We start from the raw sequence: 13,598 nt of genomic DNA on the forward strand, positions 1-13,598 counted from the left end.
GTCAGCGGCCCGTCCAGTTAGGAGCGCGCTTTTCGCGAAAGGCGGCTTGCCCTTCCTGCGCATCTTCGGTCAGGGCGAACAGGCCGATCTGGCTTTCGGTGAACGCCATGGCCTGCTCGAAGCCGAGCGATTCAACCTGCTTGAGCGTGTACAACCCACGCCGGATGGCCGACGGCGATTTGTCGAGCAGTCGCGCAAGCAATGCATGGACGGCCCCATCAAGCGCTTCGGGCTCTGCGACTTCGTTGACGAGGCCTGCGGCGAGTGCGCGGTCTGCGCTCATCGGTTCGCCCGTCAGGCACAGCTCGTTCAATACGCGGCGCGGCAACTGGTGCTGCAGCACGGCCAACACCTGCGCGGGGAACACGCCGACCTTCACCTCCGGCAATCCGAACGTGGCGCTGCGGCTTGCCACCGCCAGATCGCACATCGCCAGCAAGCCCATGCCGCCCGCCATGCATGCACCATTCACGCGGGCTATGAGCGGCACGGTGCAGCGGCGCGCCTGGCGAAACAGATCGGCCAGGGCCTGATGCGGCTGGGAATAGTCGAAGCGAAAGGATTGGCCGGTTTGCAGATCGGCGCCGGCACAGAAGGCACGCGTGCCGGTGCCAGTCAGCACCACGGCCCGCACGGAAGTGTCGCGGCTGGCGTCGGCCAACGCGGCTGTCAGCGCTTCGAGCACGGCGGCGTTGATCGCGTTGCGGCGGTCTTCGCGCTGAATGGTCAGCCACAGCGCCTGGCCGCGCCGCTCAATGAGGAGTTCCGGGTCCGTGCTCACGCGATGTTCGCCTTGAAAAGGGATTCGGTTGGACAACCTGCCCGGCAATACTAAATCATTTGCTTGAAAAAATGGAAGCGTTCGAGCGACATCGCTTCCAACAATTTTCTACAGCAGCGTCGCGGCGCTATAACCCCCTGATTTATATGACGAACCCTGTGTGTTCGTAAGGAATTCGCCAGCCGGGGCGTTGACTCGTTCACATGTAAACGATAACAATTCTCATTTGCAAAAAGCATGTAATCAGAACTTTTGGGGAGGGGCAGCACGCCATGTACGCAGCACAGACGGAACGCAAGCGCACCGAACATTCGGTCGTGGGATATCTAACCGGCGCGATGAGCTTTGCCGTGGCTTCGGCGCCAGCGATGGCCGACACGAAGAAAGACGCCGTATCGGCCACCCTGCCCGAGCAGACCGTGACCGGCAGGAGCGGCTTCAAGACGGACGCGGCCTCGGGTGGCAAGTTCACCGCGCCGCTGCTCGATACGCCCAAGTCCGTCACGGTCATTCCGGCCGAGGTGCTGCAGGACACCGCTTCCGCCACCCTGACCGAGGCGCTGCGCACGGTGCCGGGCATCGCGTTTGGCGCGGGCGAAGGTGGCAACCCCGTGGGCGATCGCCCGTTCATCCGCGGCTACGACGCGCAGGCCAGCACCTTCCTCGATGGGCTGCGCGACATCGGTGCGCAATCGCGCGAGATGTTCAACGTGGAATCGGTGGAGGTCATCAAGGGGCCGTCGGGCGCGTATGAAGGGCGCGGCGCGGCTGGCGGGGCAATCAACATCGTCTCGAAGACGCCCAAGCTGGAGCACTTCACCGAGGGCACACTATCGGTCGGCAACGCGGCGTACAAACGTGTCACGGCCGACGGCAACTACCAGATCGGCGAGCACGCCGCGTTCCGCCTGAACGCGATGGCGCACGAAGCCGCCGTTGCCGGCCGCGACGTGACGAGCTTCAGCCGCTGGGGCATTGCGCCATCCATCGCCTTTGGGCTGGGCACGCCCACGCGCGCCACGCTGTCGTACTACCACCTGCAATCGAACGACACGCCCGACACCGGCATTCCGTACAACAACGGCACGTTCAACCGCCGCACCGATGGCCGCCCGCAACTGTTCGGCCCCGGCGACGGCGCGCCCGTGAATGTCGACCGCAGCGTCTATTACGGCCTGTCGCGCGACTTCCGCCGCGATCGCGCCGACATGGGCACGCTTTCTTTGGAACACGATGTGTCAAGCGCGCTGAAGCTGCGCAACACCACACGCGTCGCCCGCACAAGCCAGGACACCATCTGGACGCAGCCCGACGACAGCCAGGGCAACATCTACTACGGCATGGTCTGGCGCCGCACCAATTCGCGATACTCGGTGGCCAACACCGTCGCCAACCAGACAGAAGCCACGGGCAAGTTCGACACCGGCGGGTTCAAGCACAGCTATGCAGCGGGCCTGGAGTTCTCGCGCGAGCGCAGCCGCAACGACACATACGCGGTGGCCACCGGCAGCAATCGCTGCCCGAACGGCATCGGCGCAGCCGGCGGCTACAACTGCACCGATCTCTTCAACCCGAACCCGAGCGACCTTTGGGCGGGCGGCATCAAGCTCAACAACAATCCGGCCGAGACGACCGTGCGCACGCAATCGGCCTACGTGTTCGACACCATCGAGCTGTCGCCGCGCTGGCAGGTCAACGGCGGCCTGCGCTTCGATCGCTACTCGGCATCGGCCACCACGTCGGCGAATGCGCAGGGCGTGCGTTCGAGTTTTTCGCGTGACGACAACCTGCTGAACTACCAGCTCGGCCTGGTTTTCAAACCTGCGCAGAACGGCAGCATTTATGTGGCGTACGGCACGTCTTCCACGCCGTCGGGCTCGGTGGCGGGCCAGGGTGCCGATACCAGCGCGCTGACGCCAGACCGCTCCGGCAATCGCGGCGACGTGCTCGCCCCGGAAAAGAACCGCGCCTACGAACTCGGTACCAAGTGGAACGTGCTCGACAGCAAGCTTGCACTGACAGCCGCCGTCTTCCGCATTGAAACGACGAATGCGCGCATCGTGCTGCAGGACGGCACCGCCGCCATGGCCGGCAACAAGCGCGTTGATGGCTTCGAGCTGGGCTGGTCGGGCGCGCTCACCAACCGCTGGCAGGTATTCGGCGGATACACGTATCTGAAGAGCGAGCTGCGCAACAACGGCGGCGCAGGCGCGGCCTTTGGCGGCACCAACGGAACGGCCTTCCCCAACACACCGAAGAACAGCTTCAGCCTGTGGACGACGTATCAGCCGATGCCGAAGCTCACGCTCGGCGGCGGTGCGTATTACGTCTCGAAGGTGTGGGGCAGCACCAACCCCGCCAACCCGAAGTGGGTGCCGGCGTACTGGCGCTTTGATGCCATGGCCGCGTACCGCATCGACAAGCACACCACCCTGCAGTTGAACGTGCAGAACGTGTTCGACAAGGTGTACTTCAACCAGGCGTATGCATCGCACTACGCATCGCTGGCACCTGGCCGCACGGCCATCCTGACGCTGGGCATCCGCTACTGATGCCTGAACACGCTGCAACCGCCGCTGCCGATGCGGCGGTGGTCGATGCCATCCACGCCGTTCTGACCGGCCCTGCTGAGCGCGCCGCACGCTGGCTGGCGGTTGCCGCCCGGCGCGGGCACACGGAAGCGCAGGCCATCTTCGGCCAATGGCTGCTCGATGGCCGCGGTGTCGAACGGAATCCGGCCGAAGCGTTGCTCTGGTTCAAGACGGCCGCGCTGTCGGGCCATGCCATGGCCGCCAACATGCTCGGCCGCTGCTACGAGCACGGCTGGGGCGCGCCCGCCTGCGACAAGACCGCCACGCACTGGTACGCGCGCGCCGCCGCTGCCGGCCTCGATTGGGGCCAGTACAACTACGCCACGAGCCTGCAGCTCGGCCGCGGCATTCCGGCTGATCGCGCCCGCGCCTTCACCCTCTTCCGGGCCGCGGCCGCACAAGGCCACGCCAAGTCGATCACCGTGCTCGGCGGCTTCTATGAAGACGGCTGGGAAGTCGAGGCTGACACAGCGATGGCCCTGCGCTGCTACCTGCGCGCCGCGGAGGGCGGCGACTTCCGCGGCCAGTTCAACGCTGCGCGCCTGCTTGCACTCGCCAACCGCGCAGACGACGCCCTCACCTGGATGCACGCCGTGCCGCACACCGCCACACCAGCCTTCCTCGCGAAGGCCCATGACTTTCTGGCCGGCCATCCCGATGCGCGCCTACGCGTGCTGGCCGCTGCGCTGGAAACCGCACCATCATGCTGCTGAAGATTCCCAACATCCTGACCAAGGAACAGGTTGCGCAGTGCCGCGCCATCATCGATGCCGCCGAATGGGTGGACGGCAAGGTCACGGCCGGCGTGCAGTCGGGCCAGGTGAAGCACAACATGCAGTTGCCCGAAGGCTCGCAGGCTGCGCGCGAGGTTGGCGCCTTCATCCAGGATGCGCTTTCGGCCAATACGCTGTTCTTCTCCGCCGCGTTGCCGCTCAAGGTGTTCCCGCCGCTGTTCAATCGCTACGCGGGCGGGCAGACCTTCGGCAACCACGTCGACAACGCCGTGCGCCACCTGCGCGGCACGGATTTCCGCATCCGCAGCGACCTCTCCTGCACGCTGTTCCTGACCGAGCCAGAAGACTACGACGGCGGTGAACTCGTCATCAACGACACCTTCGGTGAGCACCGCGTCAGGCTTGCGGCGGGCGACATGGTGCTCTACCCCAGCAGCAGCCTGCACCGCGTGACGCCTGTCACACGCGGCGCACGCGTCTGCGCATTCTTCTGGCTGCAGAGCATGGTGCGCAGCGAAGCGCATCGCACGCTGCTGTTCCAGGTGGATACCGAACTGCAGCGGCTGATGGGGCTGCTAGGTCAGGACGACCCGTCAGTCATCGCCTTGACGGGGACGTATCACAACCTGCTGCGCGAGTGGGCCGACGCCTAGGCGGCTGCCTCAAGCAAAGTACGCCCGCATCTCCTTGAGCAACGCCTCCGGCGCCTCTTCCGGCACGTAATGCCCGCACGGCACGGTGCCACCGCTCACATCGTCCGCCACGGCACGCCACAGTTCCAGCGGCTTGAAGCAGCGTTGGATCACGCCATGCTCGCCCCACAGCACGCGAAGTGGCACGCTCACGCGCTTGCCGGCGTCGCGGTCGGCGCGATCATGTTCGAGGTCGATGGTGGCAGCGGCGCGGTAGTCCTCGCACATGGCGTGCACGCTGGCGGGCTCGCGCATGGCGGCGGCGTAGGTCGCCATTGCTTCCGGGGCGAACGGTTCGAGCCCCGCGTGGCGCAGGCCCATCAGCTTGCCGATGTAGAAATCGGGCGTGGCGTTGATGAGCGTCTCAGGAAACGGCGACGGCTGGATCAGGAAGAACCAATGCCAGTAGGCGGATGCAAACGCCATGTCGGTGTGCTCGTACATCGCCAGCGTGGGGGCGATGTCGAGCAGCATGGCCCGCTCGACGTGCAAGGGGTGATCGACACACAGGCGATGCGCCACACGCGCCCCGCGATCATGCGCGCACAGCCGGAAGCGGCCGAAGCCGAGTGCGCGCATGACCTCCACCTGGTCCTGCGCCATGGTTCGCTTGCTGTATTCGGCGTGCCGGGCACTGCCGGCTGGTTTGGACGAGGCGCCATAGCCGCGCAGATCGGTCGCGACGACGGTGTAATCGTGTGCCAGCTCGTGCGCGACTTTGTGCCAGATCACATGGCTTTGCGGATGGCCATGCAGCAACAGCAGCGGTGGGCCGCTACCGCCGATCACCCCCGCGATTTCCACACCGTTGACCACCTGGCGGAACGGACGGAAGCCAGGAAACAGCGCGGCGTCTGCAGCAGCGGTGGCGGCATCGATGGAAAGCGGCGTGGTCATGCAAGTCTCCGGTGATCAGTCTTGGGTGAAGTGATGCGTGGCGAATGCTCCGCATGCTAGCGCAGAGCGGGCACGCGCGTTGCGGAACCATCCCCTGCCGTTCCCTTCTTTGGATTTCCCCTGACAAGGAGTTCGCCATGACCCCATTGCATGACTTGCGTATCGCCATCCTCGTCGATGACTTGTTCGAGCAGGCCGAGTTGGCCAGCCCCAAGCAGGCGCTGGAGGGCGCCGGTGCCAACGTCAGCATCGTCGCCCCCAAGGGCTCCAACGTAACGGGCCTGCACCACGCCACCAAAGGCGACGCCTTCAAGGTGGACCTGACGCTGGATCAAGCCAAGGCTGACGACTTCGATGGGCTGGTGCTGCCCGGCGGGGTATTCAACGCCGATGCACTGCGCATCGTGCCGGCCGCGCAGGCCTTTGTGAAAGCGTTCGAGCGGGCGCAAAAGCCGATCGCCGTGATCTGCCACGGGCCATGGCTGATGGTGTCTGCCGGCCTGGTACGCGGGCGCACGCTGACAAGCTGGCCGACGCTGCAGGACGACATCCGCAATGCCGGCGGCATGTGGGTGGACCGCGAAGTGGTGACCGACCGCAACTGGGTCAGCAGCCGCAAACCCGATGACCTGCCCGCCTTCAACCGCGCCTTCATCGAACTGCTGACGCAGCACGCCCATGTCTGAGCCCGGCGGGTAGACCGCGCACGGCGGGGTGCGGGATCGTTCCTATAATCAAACGACATGCTCTGCCCCTGTCGTGCCGGTTTGCCCAACCAGGAGACGCCATGCCCGCCGCCAAGCACCTGCCGCCCATGCTGCAGCACCTGACGCTGCCCGTGATCGGTTCGCCGATGTTCATCGTCAGCTATCCGGAACTGGTGCTGGCGCAATGCAAGGCCGGCATCGTCGGGGCATTTCCGGCCCTCAACGCGCGCCCGGCCGAGATGCTGGACGACTGGCTCACGCAGATGAACGAGGAACTGGCGGCGTACCGCACCGCGCATCCGCACGAAGTGGTCGGGCCGATCGCCGTCAATCAAATCGTGCACCACTCGAACGCGCGGCTGGAGCAGGACGTGGCCACCTGCGTCAAACACAAGGTGCCGATCTTCATCACCTCGCTGCGCGCGCCCGTCAAGGAGATCCTGGATGCCGTGCATAGCTACGGCGGCATCGTTCTGCACGACGTGATCAATCTGCGCCATGCCGAAAAGGCGCTGGAAGCCGGCGTCGACGGGCTGATCCTGGTGGCTGCGGGTGCGGGTGGGCATGCCGGCACGCTGTCGCCATTTGCGCTGGTGGGCGAGGTGCGGCGCATCTTCGACGGGCCGATCGCGCTGTCGGGCGCCATTGCCACGGGCGACGCCATCCTTGCCGCGCAGGCCATGGGCGCGGACCTCGCCTACATCGGCACGCGTTTCATCGCCAGCCAGGAGGCCCACGCCGCCGAAAGCTACAAGCAAGCCATCCTGCGCGCGGCCGCGTCCGACATCGTCTACACCAACCTCTTTACGGGCGTGCACGGCAACTACATCCGCGAAAGCATTGAACTCGCGGGGCTGGACCCGGCGGCCCTGCCCGAGGCCGACAAATCGAAGATGAACTTTGGCGATGGCAGCTCGCGCGCCAAGGCCTGGAAAGACATCTGGGGTGCGGGGCAGGGGGTGGGGCAGATTGCCGATCTGCCGCCCGCGGCCGAAATCGTGGCGCGCATGAAGGCCGAATACGACGCGGCCAAGTTGCGTCTTGCGCTGCACCTGCGCCTCTAGACACCTGCCTGCATCGCCCCTCCTGCATGCATGCCCCACTGCACTTAAATTGACTTGCGCTGGCGGCGCTTCTACATTCCAAAGATTCAAGCCACGATATGCGCGGAGCCACCGGATCGGCCACCGCGCAACCGTATGCGCAAGCATCCTTGGGGGGATGTCCGACAGGCGTCTGCTTTCCTGTTGCGCGCACCGACGACGACAAAAGGAGAACAAGATGACGCACTGCCCTGCGCCCGCGCGCCCGCTTACCAAGCTGGCGGCCGTGGCGCTGAGCGTGGCGGCCTCGGCGCTTACCCTGAGCCTGACCGGCTGCTCCACCCAGAACGCCGCGACCACGGCCCCCATCGAACAACGTCTGCCGCAGCCGAACGAAGCGCTCGTGCGCTCGGCCTATGTCTACGCGTTTCCGTTGATGATGACCGACGCGCTGCTGCAGACCACGTCTGCACTGGCGCCTGCCGGCACGTTCATGCACCAGCGCACGCTGGAAGACGAAGCCCTGCCCACCGGCGTGCGCGCCCGCGTGGACGTGCTCGCCAGCAGCGCCTTCGTCGATTTGCGTAACGGCCCGGTCGTCCTGAGCCTGCCCGATGCCGGGCGCCGACACCTCTGGGTGGCGCTGCACGACGGGTGGAACGACGTGTTCGAATCGCTCGGCAACCGCACCACCGGGGCGCGTGCCGCGCACTACGCCATCACGCCGCCGGGTTGGGAGGGCACGCTGCCCACGGGCGTCAAGCAGATTGCCGCGCCGACCAGCCTCGTCTGGGTGGTGGCACGTACGCAGGTGGCCGGCCCGCGCGACCTGACCGCCGCACGCCGCGTACAGGACCGCTACCGCATCACCCCGCTGGAGGCCTTCAGCAAGAGCACCCTGCGTGAGGCCGAAGCCGAAACCAAGGTCAACACGGACAAGGCCACCGACCTCGACGTCAGCCTGGATGCCGCGCGCCGCCGTGTCACCGCGCTGGACGCCAACAGCTACTTCACGCGCTTTGCCGAACTGCTCAAGGACAATCCGCCGCACGCAGCCGACTCCACGATGCTGCAATCGCTGCGTGATCTGGGCATCGTGCCCGGTGCGCCATTCGACGCCAAAGCCGTGAGCGCAGCCAACCTGAAGGTGATGGAGGGTGGGGTGGCGGCCGCGCGCGAAACGCTGGCGCTGGCCGTCAAGCAACCGTCCGTCACGCAGAATGGCTGGTTCATCCCGCGCATGATCGGCGCCTACGGGCTGGATTACGCACAGCGCGCCATCGTGGCGTGGAACGGCGGCGGCACCGACCTGCCGCAGGACATGCTCATCGCCACCGCCCGGACCGACGTCAACGGCATGGCGCTGGACAGCACGCACCGCTACGTCCTGCATTTCGAGCGCAACCAACTGCCGCCCGAGAATGCCGGCTGGGCCATCGCTGCCCTGTCCGCTGCCGGGCAGCCGCGCCGCGCGATCGAACGCCCGGGCCTGCGCAACGTGCTGAGCGAAGCTGATCGCCCGCGCCTGAACCGCGATGGCTCGCTCGACATCCTGATCCAGCGCGCACCGCCCAAGGGCATGCGCAACAATTGGCTGCCGCCGCCCAGCGGCCCGTTCCTGCTGCGCATGCAACTGACCTGGCCCAAGGAAGCGGCACTCGACGCATCGTGGCTGCCGCCTGCCGTACAGCGGCGGGACGCTGCAACCCAATAGCCAAGAGCGGCCGAGCGCGCGGTCAGGCCTCGGCCACCCGCACCACGAGCTTGCCGAAGTTGCGACCTTCGAGCAGGCCGATGAACGCGGCCGGGGCGTTCTCCCCGCTCTCGCCAACGCGATGGCCCCGCCATCTGGGCAAGGCACGACCCAGAGCGGGCCCAATTTGGCCGTGCCGCAAATTCCAGTTTACTAGAGATAAATTTCCATTAAACTGGATGGCATGGACATCCACCAACGTATCGCCCATCGCTTGCGCGAACTGCGCGACGCCCAGGGCCTCTCGCTCGACGCGCTGGCAGAGCGCAGCCAGGTCAGCCGTTCGGCCATCTCGCTCATTGAACGCGGCCAGAGCAGCCCGACCGCTGCGGTGCTGGATCGGCTCAGCTCCGCGCTGGGCGTGACGCTTGCCTCGCTGTTCGAAGACAGTCCCGCGCCGGCCGTGGAACCGTCGCCCGTATCACGCGCGGCAGATCAGCCCGAGTGGACCGACCCCGCCTCCGGCTACGTGCGCCGCAACCTGTCGCCGGCGGCGCGTTCGCCCTTGCAGCTCGTTGAGGTGCACTTTCCGGCCGGCGAGCGCGTGGCCTACGACACCGGCGCGCGCGATGCCGAAATCCACCAGCAGGTGTGGGTGATCGAAGGTTCGATGGAAATGACCGTGGGCGACACACACTGGCGCCTCAATGCGGGCGACTGCCTGACCATGCGGCTGGATTGCCCGATCGTCTATCACAACCCCACACGGCGGCCGGCCCGCTACCTAGTCGCGCTGACAACCGTGTCCGCTGCCCACTGGAGGCCCTGATGCTCGACACCCTGACCATCCGGCGCGTGGGCACCGACGAGGCAAGCGCGTGTGTTGATGCGTTGGCCGATGTGCTGATCGATTGCGTGGAAGGCGGCGCGTCGGTGAGCTTCATGTGGCCGTTGTCTCGCGACAAGGCGCAGGCGTTCTGGCGCAACGTTGCCGAAGGCGTGGCGCGCGGCGAGCGCGCCCTGCTGATTGCCGAAGATGAAGCGGGCGCCATCCAGGGCACCGTGCAATTGGTGCTCGCACAGCCGGAAAACCAGCCGCACCGCGCTGACATCGCCAAGATGCTCGTGCACCGCCGTGCGCGCCGTCATGGCGTGGCGCAGCGGTTGATGGCGGCCATCGAGGACGAAGCGCGCGCCGAGGGCAAGACGGTGCTCGTGCTCGACACGGTGACGGGCGGCGATGCCGAGCGGCTGTACACACGTGCCGGCTGGCAGCGCGTGGGCGTGGTGCCCAACTACGCGCTGATGCCCGACGGTGCATTCTGCGGGACGACGTTCTTCTGCAAGCAGCTCACACCGTCGGCCCGCGCGGCCTAGTCGACCGATCAAATCGTCAACGCGCCGCGTCCGATTTCGATCACGCGGCCACCCACGTGGATCGTGCCGTCGGCATCCACACGCAGCGTCAGGTGGCAGGGTCGACCCACTGCGGCGCCCTGCTCGATGCGGTAGCTTGCCGGCAGAGCATGGCCCGTCGCGCGCAGCCAGCCGCCCAGGTTGGCGCACGCCGAACCGGTGCCGGGGTCTTCCCACAGGCCGGTGCCGTATTCGAAGAAGAAGCGCGAAGCCACCGGATCGTTACTGCCAGGCGCGGGCATGGTGAAGACGTAGGCGTTGCGCCCGTCGTTGCGGCTGCGCGGCCAGACATCGAAGGCTGACGGGTCGGGCCGGGCGCGCTCCACATCGGCGCGCGTCTTGACCGGCACCATCAGTTGTTCGATGCCTGCGTCAACCCACAGCGGCGGGCCCGCCAGCGCATCGGCGTCCAACCCGAGCATCTTGGCAATGGCCGGATCGGCTTCGCGCGTATTCAGCGCCCCCGAGCGCGGCGGCACGAGCGACCACCCCTCGTCCTGCGCCGTCAGCGATACGATGCCCGACTGGCAACGCAGCGTCAGCTCATTGCCGGGGCCGTACAGCTCGCGCACCACCTGCGCGGTCCCCAGCGACGGATGCCCGGCAAACGGCATCTCGTAATCGGGTGTGAAGATGCGGAAACGCGCCGTGGCGCCATCCGTGTCATCGGGAAAAATGAACGTGATCTCGGACAGGTTGAACTGGCGTCCGATGGCCTGCATGGTGGCGTCGTCCAGGCCCCGCCCGTCTTCAAAGACGGCGAGCTGGTTGCCGCCGAACGTGGATTCGGCAAAGACGTTGAGCAGACGGAAGGCGTAGCGCGGCATGGTGGCGTCCGGAGTGTGGGGAAGAAAAAAAGCGGTGTGGCGATACGTCATCATCAACGCATCCCCACACCGCCTCCATGCACACTTGCAGACAGTTCGCGCGAATCCGGCCTGACAGTTGGCGGACAGCGCGAATGCCGTGAAAGATTGCCGCTGACTTACTTGCGATAGTCGTACACGCCGCGGCCGGTCTTGCGGCCCAGGTAGCCGGCGGCCACCATTTCGCGCATCAGCATGGCCGGGCGGTACTTCGGGTCAGCAAACTCGGTGTACAGCACTTCCATCACGGCGAGCATGGTGTCCAGGCCGATCATGTCGGCCAGCGCCAGCGGCCCGATCGGGTGGTTGCAGCCGAGCTTCATGCCCTCGTCGATCTCCTCCGGCGAAGCCAAACCTTCGCCCAGCACGCAGAACGCCTCGTTGATCATCGGGCACAGGATGCGGTTGACGACAAAGCCCGGGCTGTTCTTGACCGTGATCGGCGTCTTGCCGAGCTGCTTGGCCAGCGCTTCCACAGACGCATGCGTGGCATCGCTCGTCTGCAGGCCGCGAATGACTTCGACCAGCGCCATCATCGGCACCGGGTTGAAGAAGTGCATGCCGATGAAGCGGCTCGCGTCCTGCAGCACGGCGGCCAGCTTGGTGATCGAGATGGACGACGTATTTGACGCCACGATTGCGTGCGGTGCGGCCGCAGCTTCGAGCTGCTTGAGAATCTTCACCTTCAGGTCGAAGTTCTCGGTGGCGGCTTCGATCACGAGGTCGGCGCGCTTGAGGTCGTCATAGCTGGTCGAACCGTGGATGCGTGCGAGCGCCGCAGCCTTGTCGGCTTCGGTCAGCTTTTCCTTCTTGATGAGCCGGTCCAGGCTGCCTGCCACCGTGGCAATGCCCTTCTGCACGGCGGCATCGCTGATGTCCACCATCACCACATCCAGCCCAACCACGGCGCACGCTTGCGCAATGCCGTTGCCCATTGTTCCGGCACCGACGATGCCGACGACTTGAATTGCCATGAACTGCTCCTCGTTTGGTATTGGAATGCGAGATGGAAATGAAACAGATTGCAGAGGATAAACGACGCGGCGATGCACAGAAAAGCCTTGCTGACGGTAACGTCACATTCCACCGGATCGCCGTATGATGGCCGGCGTCGCGCCGCTCTCTCATCTCAGGCGCAAGGACGCTGGAAATGGACCGTTTTCTCAGTATTGAAGCCTTCGTGCGCGTGGCAGAAACGCGCAGCTTTGCCGAGGCCGCACGTCAGCTGGGCGTGACCAACTCGGTGGTCACCAACCGCGTGCAGCAACTGGAGCGCTTTATCGAAGCGCCGCTGTTTCACCGCAGCACGCGGCACGTGCGTCTTTCCGAAGTGGGCGAAACCTACTACAAGCAATGCGCCGAAGCCGTCTGCATGCTGACGGACCTGACCGACCAGATGCGCGGCCTGCGCGCCACCCCCGCCGGCAAGCTGCGCATCCGCATGCTGCCCGGGTACGCGCTCAGCCACTTTGCCGAGCCGCTGGCCAGGTTCGGGGCGCAGTACCCCGATATCCAGCTCGACGTGGTGGTCGACGACAGCGTGGTCGACCCGATTGCCGAGGGGTTCGACGTGGCGTTTCAGATCTTCCCGCCGATCAACGATTCGCTGATCGAGCGGCGCCTGTTCACACTGCGGCGCATGTTCTGCGCCACCCCCGCGTACGTCGAGGAGTACGGCATGCCGCAGCAGCCGGCCGATCTGCTGCAGCATTCGCTGGCGCTGTACTCCGGCTACCCGACCCGCAAGCGCTGGGTGTTCTCGCGCAACGGCGAGGCCAGCGCTGCGATGGACCTGCCCGAGCAGGTGCGCTCGAATTCAGTGCATCTGCTGCGCGACTACGCTCTCACCAGCGCCGGCATTGCCTGCCTGCCCACCCTCGTCATCAGCGACGATCTGGTCGCCGGCCGCCTCGTACCCGTGCTTGCGGACTACGACCTGACACCGCTGCACTTCTCCGCCGTGTATCCGGCGACGCAGCGCCAGGCCGTCAAGGTGTGCGCATTGATCGATTGCCTCGCCAGCTACCACGCTGGCGAGCCGGCATGGGACACGCCTTTGCTCGAGCGCGGCTGGGTCCGCTAACTGCCGCGTGCGCCGAATCCCACGACCGGCGCGCGTATCCAGGGTACCGATGGAATGTTTCGGGAAGTCGCGACGATTGTTCGGCAATCGCAAAA

Annotated in this window: 13 protein-coding genes; 9 read left to right on the forward strand and 4 right to left on the reverse strand. The window is 65.9% G+C overall.

The genetic code is table 11. The features are described 5' to 3' along the window. Position 1 precedes the first annotated feature (1 nt). The gene (locus BG83_RS0111540) at positions 2 to 781 is read right to left on the reverse strand and encodes an enoyl-CoA hydratase/isomerase family protein (RefSeq protein ID WP_024976864.1); all 780 of its coding nucleotides are present in this window, start codon (positions 779 to 781) and stop codon (positions 2 to 4) included. 272 nt (positions 782 to 1,053) lie between these two features. Here BG83_RS0111540 and BG83_RS0111545 point away from each other — a divergent pair, with 272 nt between their 5' ends. From BG83_RS0111545 to BG83_RS0111555, 3 genes are read left to right on the forward strand one after another with little or no spacing between them, the layout of a single operon-like run. Continuing rightward, positions 1,054 to 3,333 carry a TonB-dependent receptor gene (locus BG83_RS0111545; RefSeq protein ID WP_024976865.1) on the forward strand — a complete coding sequence of 760 codons (2,280 nt, stop codon included), beginning with the start codon at positions 1,054 to 1,056 and terminating at the stop codon, positions 3,331 to 3,333. Continuing rightward, a complete protein-coding gene (locus BG83_RS0111550) occupies positions 3,333 to 4,085 on the forward strand; it encodes a tetratricopeptide repeat protein (protein WP_024976866.1) in 753 nt (250 codons plus the stop codon). The genes BG83_RS0111545 and BG83_RS0111550 overlap by 1 nt, the downstream gene beginning before the upstream one ends. Then, on the forward strand, positions 4,076 to 4,759 hold the full coding sequence (locus BG83_RS0111555) for a Fe2+-dependent dioxygenase (protein ID WP_024976867.1): 684 nt from the start codon (positions 4,076 to 4,078) through the stop codon (positions 4,757 to 4,759). The genes BG83_RS0111550 and BG83_RS0111555 overlap by 10 nt, the downstream gene beginning before the upstream one ends. Before the next feature lie 9 nt (positions 4,760 to 4,768). Here the strand turns inward: BG83_RS0111555 and BG83_RS0111560 are convergent, their stop codons facing one another. After that, a complete protein-coding gene (locus tag BG83_RS0111560; protein WP_024976868.1) occupies positions 4,769 to 5,695 on the reverse strand; it encodes an alpha/beta fold hydrolase in 927 nt (308 codons plus the stop codon). A gap of 137 nt (positions 5,696 to 5,832) precedes the next feature. Here BG83_RS0111560 and BG83_RS0111565 point away from each other — a divergent pair, with 137 nt between their 5' ends. The 5 genes from BG83_RS0111565 to BG83_RS0111590 all read left to right on the forward strand — a co-directional run bounded on the left by BG83_RS0111565 (position 5,833) and on the right by BG83_RS0111590 (position 10,515). Beyond that, the gene (locus BG83_RS0111565) at positions 5,833 to 6,381 is read left to right on the forward strand and encodes a type 1 glutamine amidotransferase domain-containing protein (RefSeq protein ID WP_024976869.1); all 549 of its coding nucleotides are present in this window, start codon (positions 5,833 to 5,835) and stop codon (positions 6,379 to 6,381) included. 101 nt (positions 6,382 to 6,482) lie between these two features. After that, the gene (locus BG83_RS0111570) at positions 6,483 to 7,466 is read left to right on the forward strand and encodes an NAD(P)H-dependent flavin oxidoreductase (protein ID WP_024976870.1); all 984 of its coding nucleotides are present in this window, start codon (positions 6,483 to 6,485) and stop codon (positions 7,464 to 7,466) included. A 217-nt stretch (positions 7,467 to 7,683) separates the two neighbouring features. After that, complete coding sequence (locus BG83_RS0111575) at positions 7,684 to 9,159, forward strand: DUF1254 domain-containing protein (protein WP_024976871.1); 1,476 nt, start codon at positions 7,684 to 7,686, stop codon at positions 9,157 to 9,159. Between the two features lie 223 nt (positions 9,160 to 9,382). After that, on the forward strand, positions 9,383 to 9,967 hold the full coding sequence (locus BG83_RS0111585) for a helix-turn-helix domain-containing protein (RefSeq protein WP_024976872.1): 585 nt from the start codon (positions 9,383 to 9,385) through the stop codon (positions 9,965 to 9,967). Then, a complete protein-coding gene (locus tag BG83_RS0111590; RefSeq protein ID WP_024976873.1) occupies positions 9,967 to 10,515 on the forward strand; it encodes a GNAT family N-acetyltransferase in 549 nt (182 codons plus the stop codon). The genes BG83_RS0111585 and BG83_RS0111590 overlap by 1 nt, the downstream gene beginning before the upstream one ends. A gap of 8 nt (positions 10,516 to 10,523) precedes the next feature. On the opposite strand, the gene BG83_RS0111595 is transcribed toward BG83_RS0111590, so the two are convergent. Continuing rightward, a complete protein-coding gene (locus tag BG83_RS0111595) occupies positions 10,524 to 11,381 on the reverse strand; it encodes a PhzF family phenazine biosynthesis protein (RefSeq protein ID WP_024976874.1) in 858 nt (285 codons plus the stop codon). A 158-nt stretch (positions 11,382 to 11,539) separates the two neighbouring features. Then, on the reverse strand, positions 11,540 to 12,394 hold the full coding sequence (locus BG83_RS0111600; RefSeq protein WP_024976875.1) for a 3-hydroxybutyryl-CoA dehydrogenase: 855 nt from the start codon (positions 12,392 to 12,394) through the stop codon (positions 11,540 to 11,542). A gap of 176 nt (positions 12,395 to 12,570) precedes the next feature. Between BG83_RS0111600 and BG83_RS0111605 the strand changes: the two genes are divergently transcribed. Beyond that, positions 12,571 to 13,503: a LysR family transcriptional regulator gene (locus BG83_RS0111605; protein ID WP_024976876.1), complete on the forward strand. Its 933-nt coding sequence runs from the start codon at positions 12,571 to 12,573 to the stop codon at positions 13,501 to 13,503. Positions 13,504 to 13,598: the final 95 nt, after the last annotated feature.

Origin of the sequence: Ralstonia pickettii (genome assembly GCF_000607165.1) — a bacterium.
Classification (GTDB): Bacteria; Pseudomonadota; Gammaproteobacteria; order Burkholderiales; family Burkholderiaceae; genus Ralstonia; species Ralstonia holmesii.

Bases quoted from the DNA above. Each gene is read 5' to 3' on its own strand.
- BG83_RS0111545 (WP_024976865.1), top strand. From the start codon at position 1,054: ATGTACGCAGCACAGACGGAACGCAAGCGCACCGAACATTCGGTCGTG.
- BG83_RS0111550 (WP_024976866.1), top strand. From the start codon at position 3,333: ATGCCTGAACACGCTGCAACCGCCGCTGCCGATGCGGCGGTGGTCGAT.
- BG83_RS0111555 (WP_024976867.1), top strand. From the start codon at position 4,076: ATGCTGCTGAAGATTCCCAACATCCTGACCAAGGAACAGGTTGCGCAG.
- BG83_RS0111560 (WP_024976868.1), bottom strand. From the start codon at position 5,695: ATGACCACGCCGCTTTCCATCGATGCCGCCACCGCTGCTGCAGACGCC.
- BG83_RS0111565 (WP_024976869.1), top strand. From the start codon at position 5,833: ATGACCCCATTGCATGACTTGCGTATCGCCATCCTCGTCGATGACTTG.
- BG83_RS0111570 (WP_024976870.1), top strand. From the start codon at position 6,483: ATGCCCGCCGCCAAGCACCTGCCGCCCATGCTGCAGCACCTGACGCTG.
- BG83_RS0111575 (WP_024976871.1), top strand. From the start codon at position 7,684: ATGACGCACTGCCCTGCGCCCGCGCGCCCGCTTACCAAGCTGGCGGCC.
- BG83_RS0111585 (WP_024976872.1), top strand. From the start codon at position 9,383: ATGGACATCCACCAACGTATCGCCCATCGCTTGCGCGAACTGCGCGAC.
- BG83_RS0111590 (WP_024976873.1), top strand. From the start codon at position 9,967: ATGCTCGACACCCTGACCATCCGGCGCGTGGGCACCGACGAGGCAAGC.
- BG83_RS0111595 (WP_024976874.1), bottom strand. From the start codon at position 11,381: ATGCCGCGCTACGCCTTCCGTCTGCTCAACGTCTTTGCCGAATCCACG.
- BG83_RS0111600 (WP_024976875.1), bottom strand. From the start codon at position 12,394: ATGGCAATTCAAGTCGTCGGCATCGTCGGTGCCGGAACAATGGGCAAC.
- BG83_RS0111605 (WP_024976876.1), top strand. From the start codon at position 12,571: ATGGACCGTTTTCTCAGTATTGAAGCCTTCGTGCGCGTGGCAGAAACG.